Source organism: Acidicapsa borealis (assembly GCF_059115245.1).
Genome location: NZ_JCACNY010000001.1, coordinates 3,619,454 through 3,637,465, shown reverse-complemented (window position 1 = coordinate 3,637,465; position 18,012 = coordinate 3,619,454). Strand labels below are relative to the sequence as shown.

The window sequence follows — 18,012 nt, the reverse complement described above, 5'->3', positions numbered from 1 at the left end:
GTAGCCGAAGTCATGGCAAGTTATCAGGAACATTCGCTCGATGGAGCCTCGCCGGTCGATCTGGTAGTGGCACTCTATGACGGCATTATTCGCTTCCTGCACGCCGCGATTGCTGCAGCCGAGCGCGGCGATGTAACTGGGCGCAGGGTCGCTGTGAAGCGTGCACTGGCAATCCTGATTCATTTACAGGCGCGGCTGCGCATGGATATCGGTGGACGTCCGGCGCAAGTGCTCAGCGAGTATTACGCCTCGATGTTCGCATTGATTCTGCAGGCTTCAGTCGCTGCTTCAACGGAACGATTTGAGGAAGTTATTGACTGTGTGCGGAATGTGCGAGATGCGTGGCGCCAGGTCGCTGCGGATCCCACGATAGCATCGCCTGGCGCCAGCAATGCCCCCCCTAAGGTCAAGCACATCAGTACAGCCCCTGAGCCGGACGAGCGTTCTCGCTGGACCGCGTGACCTGATTCAACGAATCCGTCTGATTTCAATAGCCGCGCAATATTCTTCGGTGCCGGCGCCCTCGGAGTTCTCGAATCAACAACGACAGGCCGATGACAATTGTCAGGAACGGTCCCCAGAAGAGCCACCCTGGTTGAACCACTCGGTCGCCTCCAAAGTTCGCCGATGATGGGGCATGAAGGCTGCCGAACATGACGACAGTATCTTTGCCGACGCTGACGCGTTCGCCGAGACGAACTGATCCAAAGAAGTTGACGAGGCTTCCTCCGACGCTGGTGTCGTCGCCAGCTTCGACGCTGCCAAAAAAGTTGACGACATCATGGTCTGCGCGCCCGTCCGGCGCGTGAATTTTGACGTTTCCGAAAAAGACGACGATATCGCCGTTCACTGTCCCTTCCGCGTTGAGACTGCAGAAGAAGCAGACTGCGTCGTGGATTGAGCTGTCCTTCGGCACCTGAATGGTGTTGCCAAACTCAACCACGTCCTGGGTTGCGTGGACGGGGAGCGTTGCCATCGCGCCTACAGCAAGAAGAACAGCTAGTCCCAATCCGCGCCCGGAAGCAAGGCTTTTCTCGTGCAACCACTGAAGCATACGCACCGTCCTGAAAGTGGAGTACGCGCCTTTGACACTCAAGGTTCCGTTCTGGATACGCGTTTCGCATGACGATTCGATGTTCTGCGCACCGTCATTTCCTTAAGACATTCCAAGATTTTTCCGCGCAGAATGGACCCGCGACTGCAATTGGCAGGAGCGCGAACGGCAAGGAGGTAACCCATGCATGTACATCCTGGACAGTTGAATGCAAGCCAGACAATTCAAGGTACTCATCCATCAGCAGCGTCGGCACAGCAACGCGCTGAGGAAACTCGGAGGAAGCTTGTTTCTTCCGCGGTCAAGTTGGAGCAGCCTGCGTTGCTTGATTCGCCTTGGGCCATTTCGCTGGCCGGTGCGTGGAGCGGGGATACTCCGAGCGGTCGCGCGGATCCGAGCCCAACTGACGCATCAACGGACGATCGCATGCCAGAGCTATCGCCGGCATTGCCCATCGGAATGGTTTCGTTCTGGGCATGATCCTTGATTCTTAGGGCCAGCAGGAACTCCCCGAACAGGTTTGATCGAGCCTCAGTATGGAGGTCTCCACGGAAATTGAGAAAGATGAGGTGAAAGCATGCAGGTCACGAATCCATCCACAGTTGCAGTGAGTTCAACTCAGGCGCAGAACAACCTTGGCCTCCTCTCCCAAAGTACGCTGTACTCCGCGGACGCTGGAGGGAAGACTTACGCGGCCGATATCACACTCTCGTCCGGGGAATATGTAGCATTCGTGCCGCAGTTACCGGGAGTTCGCGCCAATGGCAATACATTGCTTGGAGCGGAAACAGCCTGAACACGCGGCTCAGTGTTCTGGTCTGATCCAGGTGTTCAGGTTGCTTGGAACGGGAAATAGCGGGTGAAAATCCTTGGCGTGAGGCTTAGAACTCGAAGCGCATTGCCAGTTGGATACGCCGCGGCGGACCAACGGAAGTTGTCTCTCCAAAGGAAGTCGAGCTCTCGATCTGGTCCACAGACGTCGTGTTTTCGTGATTGAGCACGTTGAACGCGCCGGCAGAAAAACCTAATTTGGGCGATTCTTCGTCCTTGCTACTGGTGAGATGGAAATCGTGACCCCAGCGGACGTCGAGATCGACGTAGCTAGGAAGGTTTTCCGAATTCCGTGCAACGCCATCTGGGCGTGCGTTGAAGAGGTTGTCGCCGTAGGGGTCGGTGCCGGTTAGTACGGTCCAGGGCTGACCGCTATTGGCAAATACGCCGATCGACAGGTTGGCTACGCTTTCGTGGTTGAAGATGGCGTACATGCCGAGACGGTTGCGGCGATCCCAGCTGGAGTTTGCCCATTCGTCGTTGGGGTTGTACTGGTTTTGAGGAAACCAGGTGATGCCCTCCTGGTTCGACTCGAAGCGCGACCAGGTATAACGACCAAAACCAGTGAAGTACTTATTCAATTCGCCGTGGAAAGACACATCGACTCCGTTGCCCCAGAAAGTGCCTTCGGGCTGCATCTGGCGAATTCGGCCAAATTCCGGATCGGGACGAACGGTGAATCCTGACTGTGGCGTCGGTGCGTTGATATCGACCGAGCGGAAACGGTCAACTCCGCGGATCGAATAGGCGCTGACGGATGCAGTCGCGCTCTTGCCGAAACCGCGTTCGACGGAAAGACCATACTGGACCTGGTAGGGGACTTTGGCGTCCTTCTGCAGCTTGACCAGTGATGTTGGCAGATCGGCGACGTCGACGCAATCGGTGATGATTGCGCAGCCACCGGGCTCATCCTCGGGGTTGAGGGAAGTTGTAACTGAGCGGCGGGCGCCGTTCTCATAGCGAACCAGATCGGCAAGCGGTCCGGAACCGAAGCGGTCGTAATAGAGGCCACCGCCGCCGCGCACGACCGTTTTCGACTCGGGCGAAAGCACCCAGGCGAAGGAAACGCGCGGCGAGAAGGTTAGCTTGTCGTCAGCTAGAAAATTCTGCCAGTCGTAGCGTATGCCGGGGGTCAGCGAGAAGCGTTCGTTGATTTTCCACTGATCCTGGATAAAGGTGCCGAGTTCCTGCTGGTGGTAAATGAAACGCTCTTTCTCGGAGTTTTGCGAGAAACCTGAGGGTTTGTTAGCCGCGTAGTTGTCGAGCGCGGAGTCGATCACGGTGATACCGTCGGCCGCCACAGTGGGCGCGTAGGTGAGGCTTCCCAATGCATTGGTCTGATCATCGAGGGCGCGGCGGCTCATGTGGGGCACGTTGATGCCGACCTTGACTGTGTGCTTGCCATACGTCCAGCTGACCGTGTCGTTCAGGCGGAAGTTGTATTCGCTGGAAACGGAATCATTCTGCGCCGACCCGCCGGAGAAGTAGCCCTGCACGCTGACGTGAGGTGCTTCGACTGCATTCAGATTCTGGTTGCGGTCGCGCTCGAGAACGGCCGAGAACTGGTTAAGGAGGATCGGCGTCAGGGTTGAGTCGGCGTGGAAGATGAGGTCATCTTCGCGATAGTGTGCGCCGTAACCGCCCGAGGCAAGAGTTTGTCCACCGACGCCCTGGTTCAGGGCGTTCCAGTCTTCATAGGTGTACTGAACATAGGCTGAATGCTTGTTGCCAAACTGGTGTGCTGCCCGGGTGCTGAAATCGGTCTCGCGAGTTGGGGCGGGCACGTTTGCCTGGAAAATTCCTGTAGGGTTGTCGGCTGTGGGTGCCAGAGTGGCGACGACGATTGCGTCGAGGTCTTCTTCTGCTCGATTGAAGGACGCGAGGAAACTGCTGTTTTTCGCCTTCGGGATCGGCCCGGTGACGTGGCCTTCGTAGACACGGCGCTGTTCCGCAGGCTTGATGTTGGCCAGAGCGTTCTGCGCGTTGAGAGCCGAATCGCGGAACATGAAGTTGAACTGGCCGTGGTAGTGCTCGGCTGCCGAGCGGGTGATGATCTCCATCTGTCCGCGACCTGGCCAATAGTACTGGGCGGAATAGGGATCCTGGTTGATGCGAACTTCCTGCACGGCACTGGCCGAGACTGTCGCGTGATTGGATTCAACGCCGTCCACGAGCAGCCCTGCTCCCCCGGTCGCTCCTGCTCCGGAGTCCATGAAGGCGCTCATTGCGGTGCTGTAATCGTTATCAAAAATGGGCAGCGACTTGAGTTCGCTGGCGCTCATGACGGACGTATCGGAGTTGGCGTCTGGCGCGGTCAGATCTACGCCGCTTCCGCCATTGACGTTGATTGTCGTCGAAAGCGAGGAGATCGGCAGAACGATGTGCAACATCGGGCCAGCGAGCGGAGCTGTGCCCGGTACTCCCAATTTGACGATGGTGCGAACGGTATCGAAGCCTGCTTCTGAAACGACGAGGGTGTAATCGCCGATCGCAGGCGCGGTGAAGGTGAAGTTTCCCTCACCGTCGGAATGCAGGGTCGCGGTGACAGCGCCGCTGGCGTCCACCACGTCGACCTCCGCATTGGGTACGATCGCTCCACTGGGGTCGGCCACCACACCGCGGACGACGGGAGTTGGTTTCGTTCCAGGTCCCGCGTCTGCGGAAGTTTTTGCCGTGGGTCCAGCGGCGGCCAAGGCAGGTAAGCTCATCAAAAAACAGGAGAAAGTAGCTGGTAACAGGGCGGAACGAATGAGAGCAAGGCGAGGCAAAGCAAAGGACACAGGCAACTCCTCAACGAAGATCATAACCCGGATCGAAAAGGGCTAATACAGTTTTGTGTAGACATTGTTGATAGACGTACAGGATGTGGAATTTGTTTAGGTTCGGGCTGATATTTCTCGGGCGGTCAGAGCGGTCGTCCAAGCCGAGGCGTGGCCTGCTACGGCGTCCGGTTCGGCTGCTTCGAGTGTTTCCGGCGCCAGTCCGAAGCTGCAGCCCAAGGACCATGTTCCCGCATTCTTAGCCGTCCGCACATCGACATCGGAGTCACCGACCATGACTGTCTCCTCCGGTCTTGCGCCGGCTTCCGCCATCAGCGTGGTAAGACCTAGCGGGTCTGGCTTCTTGGTGGCGAAGCTGTCGCCGCCGTAGATTTGGAAGAAATACGGGCTTAGCCCAAGCCCCTCGCAGATCGCAAGGGCCGGTCCGACCGGTTTGTTGGTCAGGACTGCCATGGCTCGCTTTTGACCGTTTGGCCTGGTTCGCAGTGCCTCCAGCGATTCGAAGACGCCGGGGTAGACGGTGGTGTAGTCCAGCTTGTGGGCCCGGTAGTAGGTCAGAAAGTAGGCGAAAGCCTCGTCGAAGATGGCAGTGTCGTGGCCCGGCGGCAATTCGCCCGGAACCGCCAATGCGCGCCGGATCAGCATGGCCGCGCCGTCGCCGATGTAGCTGGCGATCACCGAATCCGGTAATTCCTTCAGCCCAAAGTTCGTTAGGGTAGCATTCACGGAGTTGCAGAGGTCCTGGCGGGAGTCAATCAGGGTTCCATCCAGATCGAATACGAGCAACTTGAGGGAGTCTACGGGAAAAGGGCGAACAATGCGCAGCATTTATCTAGTTTACGGGATGACTACTCACAGCCCTCGATGTAAGAGATTGAGGTCCTGCGTCCAGCATAGATCACCCGGATCTTACCGTCGGCCATGATGAATCGGATTCCCAATTTTTGGTGAACTGGCGCAAAAGTCAAGATGTGGTCGCGGGGTTCGTAGGCGTTTGGCTCGATCTTCAGCTTGTTGGCGTACAACGCGATCAGATGCGCTTCTGAGTCGTCTACATGAGCTCCGGTTGCAGTGGCAAAATGTTTTTCGTCGATGTCTATTCGTGTAAGACGATTTTCTTCGATCATAAAACTCATACCCGGATGTTTAACGGAGTCGACGTAAAAGCAACCTTGTTCATCCTTGTCTTCAGGCCTCTGGAAGGTTTCGCCAAGAACGGCATCCAACTCTGACAAATTCATGCCGATCCTTACTGGCCCAATCCCGTCAGGTCGTATTAAGTTCCAACTCTTCTGCGTCGATGCAGAAACACTTTCATCAGCTCCGATGGCGAAAAGAATTAGGAGAGTTCGCACCAGCATGGCGCTATCGTAACTCAGAGCCGTTCACTTGACCCAGTTCGGCCCAATCAGATCGCGCAGGAATTCTGGAGTGGCCCAGGGTGCAGCGCCTGTATAGCGTTTCACCCATTCCGCTCCTTCGCCGATGCGGACCCGATCTGTGGTGAACTCCGGCGATAGCGCGTTTGCCATCAGCGCGTACTTTGCACCCTTGTGTAGTCTCAGCGCCTTCCAGGATCCGCCTGGAACCGCAATAATTGGGCGCTCGCCATGCGCAACGTCCGTTCCCAGCGTCCGCATTTCGGCGTGACCGTCGGGGTGGAAGATGTAGTAATCGACCGGGCCGCCTTCGATCAGAATATGGGTATCGTCGGGGGCCAGCCAGTGCAGGTAATTGACCGGTAACTGTTCAGTCATCATGTAATACACCTGGCTCTGCACTGCCAAGTCGCGCCCATCAATCTTCGTCTTCTGGGACGATGTGCCTACGAGGGCCAGGTAGCCTGATTCTTTGGGCAGGACTGTCAACTTGAGTTCGCGGATCAGTTCCTTCTCGCGCTCTTCGGAGCCAGCCTTATACCGCGGAGCCGCAGCTTGTACCGGCAACATGACGAGTGCGAAGACTGTCGCAAGAACCACAATATTTCGGAGCAGGGAACTGAGGGATGCCATGCGCACAGCCTATCAAAAGGACTCCGTTCGTATTCGAAACGCAAAAAGAGAGCGAGACCCGTCCCGATTGGGCCCCGCTCGAAATTCGGAGGTTACGAAGCCTCATGAGTTTTGCGATGAAGCCAGAGCGGTGGAGACATGTTGCATGCATCCGCGGCTTCGGCACACCGTGAACTCGATGCGCTCACTTTCGATAGCGGACTTTCTTGCGGAAGTGCGCCAGGAAAACTATTTCTCAAGACAGCAAGGGCCGCTCCGAAGAGCAGCCCTTACCGACATTCCACACTGAGTTACAGGGACCAACCCCGGGGTTACTGCGCTCCCGGCCCGGTTTCCTCGTGAAGGCCAATCGCGTCGCCGGAAACAACGAGCTGGACGCGACGGTTTTGCGCGCGGCCCGTGTTGGTGGAATTGTCTGCGATGGGATTGCTCTTGCCGTAGCCGGCGGCGGTAATGTTCGCGTCCTGTACGCTCTGCGAGATCAGATAGTCGCGAACGGCGTTAGCGCGCTGTTCCGAAAGCTTCTGGTTATAGTCATCCGAACCGATGTTGTCGGTGTAGCCTTCCACCTGCAACTTGAGGCCAGGATATGCGAGGAGGATGCCGGATACCTTGGCCAGCTTTTCGCGGGCTTCACTCTTCAGGGTGTACTTGTTGAAGTCGAAGAGAACGTCCGACATGTTGACGATCAGTCCACGGGCTGATTCCTTGGTCTGCAGAACCTGGTTCAACTGATCACGAAGCTTGGTACGCATCTGCTCGGCTTGTTGTGTCGCTTGCTGAGCGCTCGCTTCTGCCTGCTTCTGCGCATCACGAGCCTTTTGCGCCCGTGCTTCAGCTTCGGCTGCTGCCGCTTCTGCCTGCGCTCGCTGGGCCGCTTCTGCTGCCTGAGCCTGCTTGGCCTTTTCGGCGTCCGCCTGCGACTCTGCAGCGGCCTGCTCTGCGTCCTGCTTGGCCTTCAACTGAGCCGCTTCATCTTCCGCCTTGATCTTGCGGATGGTGATGATGCGTGCATCTTCTGCTGACTGCACTGCTTCTCGCGCGTAGGTGATGGATTGCTTACGGTTGTCTTTGCTGAGGTTCAGATCCTGGGCATTCTTGAGCGCAGTGTGCGCGGTGGCCATCGTGTCAGCCGCGTACTTGTCGGCGCCTGCTGCAGTGGCGATCTGCACCGCGTTCATAGCTTCGTATACTTCAAGAGGCGTGCGCTCATCTCGACGGATCGGATTGATGACAGTGTGCCGGCCCGCCGTCTCAGTGTAAGCACCGCGCGGCAGCAGGGAATAGTGCGCGTTCACCTGCTCAATCACGCCTTCGGTCTTATCTTCCAGTACAACGTTCTGCATTACGACGACGTCGCTGGGCATTGTGACCGCATAGTAAGGCTCGGCGGTGACGATCAAGCCAAATGCCTGCAGGTTTGCAGTCACGGTAATCTCGGTCTTGTCTTTCGAACCTGTCGGCAGAATCTCGCCCAGGTTTACCGGACGGCCCTCAGGCGTAATTGCCCACAAGACATAAGTCAAATATTCCGGTCCAAATCCGTTGGCCGGTGTGAGACCTTCAAGTTCTGCATGGATGGATGTGCGACCTGCCAACCCATCGACCTTAGCCGTACCCTCGGCCTGGGGAAGTAAAGCTGTTCCCTGAAAACCGATTTTCGTTGAGCCTTTGCGATGGAAATAATTGATCGCTGGAATGTCGCGCCCGACGACGGTGACTTTGTATACCAGCACGCCATCACGGACTTCACGTTCCGGTGTTTGCTGCGCGCCCGGCTGTGCTGTTGGATTTGGCTCCTGCGCGTGTGCCAGACCAAAACCGGCCAATACCACTCCCAAAACTGCAGTCGCGCTGCGTCCAGAAATCTTTTGTTTCTTGATCATTCTTCTCTCCTTGGGTGTTGCGCTTTCTACTCTCGGTTGCTTGTAGGAACACAATTCGATTTTGGAGCGCAGCCTAACCCCTAAAAGTAGAAACCTTTTACTCCGGATAAGTTGTTCCAATTAGCACATGAGTGTCAGAAAGATAAGTTAAGTAGAATTGTAAATCATTCTAAATAATAAACTTAAGTGTGATCGCAAGTGATCATGAAAGGCTGCCCTTGAGTGATCCAAAAGAAACATTCATGTTCGGGTGCAATTGCGTCCTGTTCCGTGAACATCTGAATTGTGCCGACTTTCGTGAGCGGCCCTTGGCTGGTAATCCGTCTGCGAGTCCTAAAAACTTAGTTGACAACGCCGCGAAGACGAGGCTAATGTCCTAAGTGTTTAGGAGATGACGATGGCGGAAAAGAAGAAGCAGACCCTGACCAAGCTCGAACTGCAGATCATGCAGGTGATCTGGAAGCAGGGTGCGAGCGGGGTTGCGGCAGTGCAGGCCGGGCTTGAACAGGAGCTGGCATACACAACCGTCCAGACAATGCTGAATATTCTCCTGAAAAAGGGGAAGCTCAAACGCAAATTGCGCGGTCGGGCTTACGAGTACTCCGCGGCGGAGACAGAGGCGAACGCGTCGGGGCACGCTGTGCGCGACCTGATCAACCGGATGTTTGGCGGGTCGAGCGAGGAGTTGGTCATGAGCCTGATCAAGACACGTCAGATTGACGCGAAGAAGATTGCCGAGCTTACAAAACGTCTCGAAAAGGAAGGAGCAGACCAATGAACGGGATGCAATCCTGGGTTGAAGTCTATCTGTTGAACTCGCTGTGGCAGATTCCGCTGTTCTTTGCTGCTGCCTGGATAGCTGCTCGTCTGTTGCGTCCCGTAAGTTCGCATGCAGAGCACCGTATATGGGTTTGCGCAATTCTGGCAGAAGTCATTCTGCCTGCCTGTCAATTCGACGGCAACTCGATTGGCCGTAATGTCTGGGCATTTGTCTCTTCGGCATGGGCTAGATCTGGGCCGAGTGGTTCGGTTCAGGTGGTTTTCATGCCCGGCGCCGTTGCAGATCCAGCAGCGTTTCACCTGTCCGCAGCGCTGTTGAATGGCATCTTCATCGCATACGCCATATCGATTATCTATTTCGCACTCCGGCTTGGCTGGGGCTGCTGGAAAACTAGCGTGATGCTCCGCGATTCGGAACCAGTGGAGGCGGTCGAAGATCTCGCACGGTTGAACGATGTGGCGCAGCGGCTTTTTGTAGTTGGGGAGGCACTGCATTATGCGGAGTCGCCTGCTGCTGCCGGCCCTGTCACCCTCGGCATCGGCCGGGCTGTGCTGCTTTTTCCAAAGGGATTTCTAAGAGGTGTGGCTGCGACTGATCTCGAGGTGGTGCTTGCACACGAACTGGCTCATGTGCGGAGACGAGACTTCGCCAAGAATCTGTTTTACAGCTTTGCTTCACTTCCAGTTGCCTATCATCGGCTGCTCTGGCTGACGGCCTCAAGCCTTGCAGCCACGCGAGAAATGGTGTGCGACGCGACGGCAGCGGATTGCGTGCATACGAGAGAGCGTTACGCACAATCCCTGCTACGACTGGCCGCCATGCTTTCCGATCGCATGCCGGTCCAGACCCTTCACGCCATCGGGATTTTCGATGCCAACATTTTCGAGAGGAGAATTATGCGACTCACTGAGAAACGGCAAAAGGTTGGAAGCGCACGACGGATGGCATCGGTTACGATCGCCACAATCATTGGTCTCGTGGCCTGTACGTCTGCTATCGCACTTGGCATTCATGTATCGCCAGTTTCGGCGACTGCAGTCGCGGCCGACGCGAAGACAATTCACGTCAACATAAACGATTTGAAGCTGACCACGAAAGTTCAACCTGAATATCCGAAGGAGGCCAAACTCGCTGGAATTCAAGGTACGGTAGTGCTGCAGGCAATTATTAATAAAGAGGGAGTGACAGAACAGCTGAAAGTTCAGTCCGGCCCGAAAGAGTTGCAGCGGAGCGCTCTCGATGCCGTCCGTCAATGGCGATGGGAACCCTATTTATCGAACGGTGATCCCGTTGAAGTGGAAACGAGCATCAACGTTATTTTCTCGCTCGGGAAGTAGGCGAAAAACAGATGGGCGGAGCCTGAAGCTTCGCCCATCGTTACTCTGTATCGCGGATCACTTGAAAGCAGAATCGCGCGGATACGCATCCCAGTTCATCCAAGATTGTTAAAAAAAGGCGAGGCCCGTCCCATGGAGCCTTCAGACCTCGCCGAGGAACACCGTTGTACTAAATTCGTTTCGAAGATTGGCTCACATTCCACTTAGTGAATGCGGATGTCGCCAGATCCCGTCTCCACGCGCACGGTTGGTCCGCCGCCGTGGAGCTTGGCTGACAAGTTGTGGTGATCTGAGTGGTTGGTCTCCATCTCGTTGCCTTCCACGTGAATGTTGCCGGAGCCGGTGGACGCTTCGAGGGTCAGGGAAGCGCGGTCTGGCCACATTTCTACGTTGCCGGAGCCGGTGGAAACCTTCCATCCAGTCTTGGGTTGCCCGCCCAACTTGATATCGCCAGAGCCCGTCTCCGCCCGCAGGCCGCCGGAGAGATTGCGCAACTCGATATTGCCGGAGCCGGTGTGTGCCTTCACGTCTCCTGAACCGGTCTGCTCGGCATAGATATCGCCAGAGCCGGTTTCAACCGAGAAGCTGGAGTTGAGGCCCTTGGCGTGAATGTTCCCCGATCCGGTGTTCAGCTTGGCGTTTACTCCCACACCATCATCTGTGACGTTTCCTGAGCCAGACGAGGCATCGAGAAAGGTTCGCGCCGGCGCTTCAATTTCGTAATCAATCGAGATGTTGTGAAGCCCGTCCAAGTGCTCGCCAATGCGCAGGATGCTGCCGGTCTGCTCGATCGGGGGATGAGCGGCAATGTCCTGGACCCGTTGTTCACTGCCGCCAAATCCGGACTTGACGCGGCCGAAGATGTGCACCTGGCTGCCTGAACCCGGCTTGATGTGGATGTTCCCCGATCCCGTGGAAACATGCAGCGTTACCGCGCCGGACACCGAGAGCGTCCGTTCAAAAGTTGCTTCGCTGGCTAGAGCGGGAATTGCGGCCGCGGCCAGGAGCAATGCAGATACCGGAATCCAACGTTTCATTTTGTTCCTCACAGTGTTGCTATTTCGTCTCTACTGTTAGCACTCATCGTGCCAAAGTCACATCGGGGGAAACGACTGATTTCAAACGACTTCAACACGTAAAGATAAATCCTCTCGAGTTGCCATGTCCGCATTTGCAACTGCCGTGTCCGAAAACGAACAACCTTCCGCTTATTGAAGCACTACCGCATCCCCTTCTTTCAGCCCGCTGATCACTTCGGTGATCGTGCCGTTGGATAGTCCAACCTTGACAGGCACTTTCCGCTTTCCGTCCTTCTGTTTCTTTTCCGGAATCTCGACGGAAGCGTTTTTCATTGCGTCATAGATGACAGCATTTTCGGGAACTGTCAGCACGTTCTTGTGTTCATCGAGCAGTATCTCCGCATTCGCAGTCATTTGCGCCTTTAACTCGCCGCCGGGGTTGTTGATGGATACGCGGACCTCAAAGGTTGTGACGTTGTCCTTCTCGACGCCCATCGGGGAGATCTTCGTTACCTTGCCCTGAAAATAGCGGTCGCGGAAGCTTTCAACCTTGATGCGCGCAGGCTGTCCGAGGTAGACGTGCGCAATATCGGCTTCGTCCACCTTACCCTTGACGTAGACTTCAGTCGTATCACCTACGGTCATCACCAGCGTCGCAGTCGAGCCAAGCACGAGAATGGAACTCACTGCATCGCCGATCTCCACGTCGCGCGAGAGCACTACGCCATCCATCGGCGCCAGAATCGTCGTGTAGCTGAGTTGCTCTTCCAGCTGATTCAGCGTTGCCTGGCTCTGCGTAACCTGCGCCTTTGCCTGCTTGAGCTTGGCGTTGTCGACTCCAAGCTGGGCTCGCGCAGAATCTCGCTTGTTTAGCGCTGCTAGGTAGTCGCGATTGGCATTGTCGAGGGATTGCTGCGGTACCAGTCCCTGCTTGACCATTTCGGTGTTGCGATCGAGCGTGACCTTATACATGGGCAGGTCAGGGGCGGCGGCGTTTACTTTGTCCTGCTCAAGTGCTGCTTCGAAGTTGGCCACATTGGCCTCTGCCGCGCCAAGCTGGGCCCGCTGTGCTGCTACCTGCGCCGCAATCTCCTGCTGATCAAGCTGGGCCAACGGCTGGCCTTTGCGAACGACATTATTGATGTCGACGAACAGTTTTTCCACAATGCCTGAGGCCTTTGACTTCACCTCGACCTGGAGGATGGGGGTGATCTTGCCAGTCGCCACCACGGAGCGGGCGACGTCGCCGCGTCCAACCTTGCCGAGCTTACTTGGATCGATGCCAGAGCCGGATGCCATCCGTGCCACGCCATATCCCGCTGCGCTCAGTACCAATACCACTCCCAGCCCAATCCAAAGCCAGAGACGACCATTCTTGCGTGTTGCCACAACTACCCCCAAAACCTGATCCACGCATATCTGAAGATATGCTCTTGAGGTCTGATACGAGACCGCCCAGAGATTAGTTCCACGGCAAGTCCGCCGCTGGTGTTTCGACTCGCCCGGCGAGCATTCCCCGCCAGCTTTGTCCAAATGTTAGACTCAAGCCGATATGCACGGTCTCCCGCTGCTCCAGATTTTCGCTGTCGCCATCCTGATTCTGGCGAACGGATTCTTTGTGGCCGCGGAGTTTGCGCTGGTTTCGATGCGCGACACGCGGATTGAGCAGTTGATTGCAGCCGGGATTCCCGGCGCCTCGGCCGTTCGCCGGCTCCAGCGCGACCTCGATGGCTTCTTACCGGCAGTGCAGCTGGGGGTTACCCTGTGTAGCCTGGCGCTGGGCTGGATAGGCGAGCCTGTGGCTGCTGCCGTTTTCCTGAGCTGGATGGAAGGCCTGCCTCACGCGGTTCTTTTCGCGCACCTGGCCTCTGTCGTCCTTGGATTCTCGCTGATCACCTATCTGCATGTCCTGCTTGGCGAACTTGTCCCAAAATCACTTGCCCTGCGTCGTGCGGAAAATATGGCGATTGCTGTGGCTGGCCCGATGCTGCTGTTCATGGCGGTCACGCGTCCAGCTGTGAAACTGCTGCAAAGTTCAGCGCGAGTGGTCCTGCACATGTTTCGTGTGCCAATGACGCATGAGGCCTCGGTGCATTCGCCAGAGGAACTGAAGCTGATTGCTACTGCTGCACGGCGCATGGGGGTGCTGCCGCAATTTCAGGAGAGCCTGATTCATCGCGCGCTTGAGATGGACGAGGTTCCGGTGCGCGAGATTATGACTCCGCGCCAGAAGATTATCTCGTTGGCAGGGGACACTCTCATCGAAGCTGCCAGCGCTTCGGTCATCGATCATCAGCACTCCCGCGTGCCGGTGTATGACGAAACGCGTGGACCTGAGCACATCATCGGTGTGGTGTATGCCAAGGATCTGGCCCGCCTGATGCACTTCCGCCGCACTGCCGGTACCCGCTCTTCCGCTGCACCAATCGCCGAGTTGCGGCTGAGCCAGATCATGCGCGATGTGCTGATGGTGCCCGAGACCAAGACAGTGCTCGATCTGATCAAGGAGTTTCAGCAGCGGCGAAGACAGATGGCGATTGTCGTCGATGAATACGGCTCGACGGTTGGCCTGGTTACCGCAGAAGACGCGATCGAGCAGCTCACGGGCGAACTCGATGACGAATTCGACGATCCGGCAAGACCTGTACTTACTACTGCATCCGGGGCACTGCTGCTGGAGGGTTCGGTTAATCTGCGCGATCTTGAAACCCAGATGCAGTGGCAACTGCCGCGGGATGGCGGCGTTGAAACTCTTGCCGGATTCATGCTGATGCGCCTCGGTCACATCCCCAAAGGGGGGGAAAGCATTGTGTATGACAACCGCCGCATGACGGTGACGGAAATGGAAGGCCGCAGGATCCAGCAGATAAGAGTTGAGCCAGCCGAAGAAAGTGCGCAAGCGTGAGCATCCTCATTGCAACGCGGTCTAGCGGCTGATACCATTTGGCTTATCCAAATATGGCGATGGGGTTCCGCCATAACCGCCTGTCCTTCGCGGGACAGAGCTGATGACTCCTACGACCTGTAGGAGGATATTTGCCCAAAATCAATTTCGCCCACGCTCTTTCCGAGCAATATCGTCTTGTGACTTATCTGATTCGTTGGATCGCCATCGCCAGCATGGTTGGTGTCCTAGCCGGTTCTGCGTCCGCGCTTCTGCTTGTCTCGCTGAATATCGCCACCGACTTGCGGGACGCTCACTGGTGGCTCATCCTCTTGCTTGCGCCAGCGGGCTTGCTCGTCGGTTGCATGTACAAGTATTTGGGCAGCTCGGTCGAGGCAGGGAACAACCTCATCCTGGATGAGCTTCACGATCCCAAGGCGACGATCCCTCTGCGCATGACGCCGCTCATCCTGATCGGGACGTTTCTCACCCATCTCTTCGGAGGCTCTGCGGGGCGAGAGGGAACAGCGATTCAGACAGGCGCTTCTCTGGCGGATCAACTGACAAGTCCGCTCCGCCTGATGCCGCATGATCGTCGGATCCTGGTTATGTCTGGGATCAGCGCTGGATTTGCATCGGTCTTCGGTACGCCGCTCGCCGGTACAGTCTTCGGATTGGAAGTGCTCGCCTTCGGCAGCATCAGCTATGACGCCATTGCGCCATGCATCATCGCAGCATTCGTGGGGGACCTGGTCACCAAAGCGTGGGGTGTCAATCACACGATCTACCGCGTCGCCGAAATCCCGAATCTCACACTGAGCGGTATTGCCCTGTCGATGGTGGCGGGCGCAATCTTCGGCCTGGTAGCGATGGCATTTGCGAAGAGCACGCACGGCGTTTCGAATTTCGCAAAGCGGCTGATACCGTTCGCGCCACTGCGGCCATTTTCTGGAGGCATTGTGGTCACAACGGCTGTGTTGTTGATCGGCACCACGAAGTATATCGGCCTTGGTATTCCGACCATCGTTGCGTCATTTCACACCAGGCTTCCCGTGTATGACTTTGCCGCAAAGTTTCTCTTTACGGCGGTTACGCTCGGCACAGGCTTCAAAGGCGGAGAGGTCACTCCGCTCTTCTACATTGGTTCTACGCTTGGCAATGCTCTGTCGCGGATCCTCCCGCTTCCGCCTTCGCTGCTTGCGGGTATGGGATTCGTCGGAGTGTTTGCTGGCGCGGCCAATACTCCGATTGCCTCTACGCTGATGGCGGTGGAACTGTTTGGTGCGGAGGCTGGCGCGTATGCGGGCATTGCCTGTGTGATCAGCTATCTGTTCTCAGGCCACTCCGGCATTTATCACGCGCAGCGCGTAGGGAGGAGTAAGTACCGTCATACCGATGCTGAAGAGGGACTATCCCTTGCTTTAGTCGCCAAACAGAGAAGCGAGATCGAACCGAAGTCAGCGCAGGTCTAGCTGAAGTTCATCTGCTCCGAGCATCGAAGCGACGAAACGCGAAGCTAACTAGACTCCAAATAATATCCATCGGTAAACAAATCGTCTTGCTCGAGCGGCAGCGCGTAGCTATACTCGCGTTCTTGAGGAAAGGCGGCTAAGTGCGCGATGTCGTTCTTCGACTACGTCAGGGCTAAGTGGAGGGGTATGTTTTCCGACGGTGCAAGTGAGTCAAGCAGTTCTCCAGCAAATGCTGAAGTTGCGGCGTCACAAACTCCCCCACTGGCGCCAGCTGCAACTTCCGCAGCGTCCAAAACGCCCTTTGCGGCTGGGCGGGTCTTGTTGATCCACGGATACTCGGACAATGGCGAGCACTTGAAACCCTGGAAACAGGCTCTACAGGATGCCGATGTCACAACGACTCCGATCGTTATCGGAAACTACGTAACGTTGAACAATGAGGTAACGATCAAGGATCTTGGAGAGGCATTTGATCGCGCTTTGAGGCTTACTCCGTGGAGTTCGGGCGAAAAAGACGACACGTGGACCTTTGACGCCATCGTCCACTCCACTGGCATGCTTGTACTGCGCCAGTGGCTGACGAGTGATCCATTTCCCAGTGACGATCCGCGAAGCCGAATTCGGCGCCTCAAGCATCTTGTAGGGCTTGCCCCTGCCACGTTTGGTTCACCGCAAGGCAAGCAGGGGCGTAGCTGGCTGGGAGCGCTCGTCAAAGGCAACAAGCATTGGGGTCCTGATTTCCTCAATGCCGGCGATCAGGTCCTCGATGGTCTTGAACTCGCCAGCAGGTACACATGGGATCTTGCGCATAAGGACATGGTGGGCGCTAAGCCTCTTTACGATAAAGGCGCGAACACACCTTATGTTGCTATCTTCATCGGCAATCATGGTTACGACGGAGTTGCCGCTGTTGCTAATCCACCGGGTACAGACGGTACCGTGCGATGGGCGGGCTGTGGACTCGACTCGCGCAAAGTAAGCGTAGATTTTCGTAGGGAAGCGCAATTGAAAGATGGAAACGGCAATACGGTGCGATGCAATATTTCGCCCTGGGCAAGTAATCGCCTTGGCCCTCCGGTGATTGCGGTGGACGGCCAGAATCACGGCTCCATTATTCAAGAGCCCAACCCCGATGTCGCAAAGCTTGTACGGCGCTTCTTCAACGTAGCCGACGATGCGGGTTATGAAACCTGGGCTGCAGCGGCGCAACAATTCGGCGCAGCGGCTTTGCAAAAGATGAATGATGCAAGCAAACCGAATAGTGGCCAGGATGATTCACCTGGGGCGGGTTGGCAGCAACTCGTTGTCCGTGTGGTCGATGATCATGACGATGGAGTACAGGACTACAACATCCAGTTGTTCATGGGAGATAAGCTCACCGATTCGGATGGACCGGCTTATCCATCTATCCCGTTGATCGCCTCTACTTATTCAGGAGACAGCAGCTATCGATGCTTCTATGTGCAACTCTCCGAACATATGTTGAAGATTAATACGCCGGGTAGTAAGTACAGCAAGCTATGGATGGAAATCATCGCATCGAGCGGATCTAAGTTGATCGAATACGAGGCGTACGTTGATGCCAGCGGCGATGCCCATAGCCTGACCATCGACCACGACGGCGGTCAGGCGGTTAAGCTCGATCTGACCGGCCTGGCATCGGGAGATCAGAGACTCCTCTATCCCTATACGACAACCTTGCTGGAGATATTCGTTGAGCGCGAACCCTGGCCGCTTGGCAAGGTGTCGGATCTTTTCAATTTCTTGTCACCGGCATGAGAGAAGCGATCACTGCATTGCAATCTGCTGATACCGGCGTGAAGAGAATTGTCGAAATGAACTGAAATACGAGGATTTTCAGGCTTGCGCCGCGGCGCACTCGTGCTACAGTACGTCTATGAGCGTGCGCCGGACACTTCGAAGAATCCCGATCAAAGTACAGTTGCGCATGATATT

15 protein-coding genes and 1 riboswitch are annotated in these 18,012 nt (G+C 56.3%); of the genes, 7 read left to right on the top strand and 8 right to left on the bottom strand.

All coding sequences use genetic code 11. The features are described from left to right. Positions 1–12: 12 nt before the first annotated feature. Entirely contained in the window at positions 13–462 is a 450-nt protein-coding gene (gene fliS / locus AC5S27_RS14900) for a flagellar export chaperone FliS (protein ID WP_493935357.1), read from the top strand. Between the two features lie 25 nt (positions 463–487). Here fliS and AC5S27_RS14895 read toward each other — a convergent pair whose 3' ends face one another. Further along, positions 488–976, bottom strand: coding sequence for a hypothetical protein (locus tag AC5S27_RS14895; RefSeq protein ID WP_493935356.1), 489 nt, complete (start codon positions 974–976; stop codon positions 488–490). Positions 977–1,631: 655 nt separating this feature from the next. Here AC5S27_RS14895 and AC5S27_RS14890 point away from each other — a divergent pair. After that, positions 1,632–1,850: a hypothetical protein gene (locus AC5S27_RS14890; protein WP_493935355.1), complete on the top strand. Its 219-nt coding sequence runs from the start codon at positions 1,632–1,634 to the stop codon at positions 1,848–1,850. An 85-nt stretch (positions 1,851–1,935) separates the two neighbouring features. Here AC5S27_RS14890 and AC5S27_RS14885 read toward each other — a convergent pair whose 3' ends face one another. The 5 genes from AC5S27_RS14885 to AC5S27_RS14865 all read right to left on the bottom strand — a co-directional run bounded on the left by AC5S27_RS14885 (position 1,936) and on the right by AC5S27_RS14865 (position 8,563). Next, entirely contained in the window at positions 1,936–4,578 is a 2,643-nt protein-coding gene (locus tag AC5S27_RS14885; protein ID WP_493935354.1) for a TonB-dependent receptor, read from the bottom strand. Between the two features lie 183 nt (positions 4,579–4,761). Further along, positions 4,762–5,493: an HAD family hydrolase gene (locus tag AC5S27_RS14880; RefSeq protein ID WP_493935353.1), complete on the bottom strand. Its 732-nt coding sequence runs from the start codon at positions 5,491–5,493 to the stop codon at positions 4,762–4,764. A 20-nt stretch (positions 5,494–5,513) separates the two neighbouring features. Continuing rightward, entirely contained in the window at positions 5,514–6,026 is a 513-nt protein-coding gene (locus tag AC5S27_RS14875; RefSeq protein ID WP_493935352.1) for a hypothetical protein, read from the bottom strand. A gap of 24 nt (positions 6,027–6,050) precedes the next feature. After that, positions 6,051–6,677 (bottom strand): cupin domain-containing protein, encoded by a 627-nt coding sequence (locus AC5S27_RS14870; RefSeq protein ID WP_493935351.1) that lies wholly within the window; start codon positions 6,675–6,677, stop codon positions 6,051–6,053. A 311-nt stretch (positions 6,678–6,988) separates the two neighbouring features. Further along, entirely contained in the window at positions 6,989–8,563 is a 1,575-nt protein-coding gene (locus tag AC5S27_RS14865) for an OmpA family protein (RefSeq protein ID WP_493935350.1), read from the bottom strand. Positions 8,564–8,960: 397 nt separating this feature from the next. On the opposite strand from AC5S27_RS14865, the gene AC5S27_RS14860 reads away from it, so the two are divergent. Further along, entirely contained in the window at positions 8,961–9,341 is a 381-nt protein-coding gene (locus AC5S27_RS14860; RefSeq protein WP_493935349.1) for a BlaI/MecI/CopY family transcriptional regulator, read from the top strand. Then, positions 9,338–10,681, top strand: a complete 1,344-nt coding sequence (locus tag AC5S27_RS14855) for a M56 family metallopeptidase (RefSeq protein WP_493935348.1) — start codon at positions 9,338–9,340, stop codon at positions 10,679–10,681. Before AC5S27_RS14860 ends, AC5S27_RS14855 begins: the two co-directional genes overlap by 4 nt. Before the next feature lie 203 nt (positions 10,682–10,884). Here AC5S27_RS14855 and AC5S27_RS14850 read toward each other — a convergent pair whose 3' ends face one another. Continuing rightward, complete coding sequence (locus tag AC5S27_RS14850; protein WP_493935347.1) at positions 10,885–11,718, bottom strand: DUF4097 family beta strand repeat-containing protein; 834 nt, start codon at positions 11,716–11,718, stop codon at positions 10,885–10,887. 171 nt (positions 11,719–11,889) lie between these two features. Continuing rightward, positions 11,890–13,089 carry an efflux RND transporter periplasmic adaptor subunit gene (locus tag AC5S27_RS14845; protein ID WP_493935346.1) on the bottom strand — a complete coding sequence of 400 codons (1,200 nt, stop codon included), beginning with the start codon at positions 13,087–13,089 and terminating at the stop codon, positions 11,890–11,892. 163 nt (positions 13,090–13,252) lie between these two features. Here AC5S27_RS14845 and AC5S27_RS14840 point away from each other — a divergent pair, with 163 nt between their 5' ends. The 3 genes from AC5S27_RS14840 (at position 13,253) to AC5S27_RS14830 (ending at position 17,835) form a co-directional block, all read left to right on the top strand. Beyond that, positions 13,253–14,605, top strand: coding sequence for a hemolysin family protein (locus AC5S27_RS14840; RefSeq protein ID WP_493935345.1), 1,353 nt, complete (start codon positions 13,253–13,255; stop codon positions 14,603–14,605). A gap of 46 nt (positions 14,606–14,651) precedes the next feature. Then, positions 14,652–14,725: riboswitch (Fluoride riboswitch) on the top strand. An 11-nt stretch (positions 14,726–14,736) separates the two neighbouring features. Next, the gene (locus tag AC5S27_RS14835; RefSeq protein ID WP_493935344.1) at positions 14,737–16,056 is read left to right on the top strand and encodes a voltage-gated chloride channel family protein; all 1,320 of its coding nucleotides are present in this window, start codon (positions 14,737–14,739) and stop codon (positions 16,054–16,056) included. Between the two features lie 354 nt (positions 16,057–16,410). Continuing rightward, on the top strand, positions 16,411–17,835 hold the full coding sequence (locus AC5S27_RS14830; RefSeq protein ID WP_493935343.1) for a hypothetical protein: 1,425 nt from the start codon (positions 16,411–16,413) through the stop codon (positions 17,833–17,835). Positions 17,836–18,012: the final 177 nt, after the last annotated feature.

Bases quoted from the DNA above. Each gene is read 5' to 3' on its own strand.
- fliS (WP_493935357.1), top strand. From the start codon at position 13: ATGGCAAGTTATCAGGAACATTCGCTCGATGGAGCCTCGCCGGTCGAT.
- AC5S27_RS14895 (WP_493935356.1), bottom strand. From the start codon at position 976: ATGGCAACGCTCCCCGTCCACGCAACCCAGGACGTGGTTGAGTTTGGC.
- AC5S27_RS14890 (WP_493935355.1), top strand. From the start codon at position 1,632: ATGCAGGTCACGAATCCATCCACAGTTGCAGTGAGTTCAACTCAGGCG.
- AC5S27_RS14880 (WP_493935353.1), bottom strand. From the start codon at position 5,493: ATGCTGCGCATTGTTCGCCCTTTTCCCGTAGACTCCCTCAAGTTGCTC.
- AC5S27_RS14875 (WP_493935352.1), bottom strand. From the start codon at position 6,026: ATGCTGGTGCGAACTCTCCTAATTCTTTTCGCCATCGGAGCTGATGAA.
- AC5S27_RS14870 (WP_493935351.1), bottom strand. From the start codon at position 6,677: ATGGCATCCCTCAGTTCCCTGCTCCGAAATATTGTGGTTCTTGCGACA.
- AC5S27_RS14865 (WP_493935350.1), bottom strand. From the start codon at position 8,563: ATGATCAAGAAACAAAAGATTTCTGGACGCAGCGCGACTGCAGTTTTG.
- AC5S27_RS14860 (WP_493935349.1), top strand. From the start codon at position 8,961: ATGGCGGAAAAGAAGAAGCAGACCCTGACCAAGCTCGAACTGCAGATC.
- AC5S27_RS14855 (WP_493935348.1), top strand. From the start codon at position 9,338: ATGAACGGGATGCAATCCTGGGTTGAAGTCTATCTGTTGAACTCGCTG.
- AC5S27_RS14850 (WP_493935347.1), bottom strand. From the start codon at position 11,718: ATGAAACGTTGGATTCCGGTATCTGCATTGCTCCTGGCCGCGGCCGCA.
- AC5S27_RS14840 (WP_493935345.1), top strand. From the start codon at position 13,253: ATGCACGGTCTCCCGCTGCTCCAGATTTTCGCTGTCGCCATCCTGATT.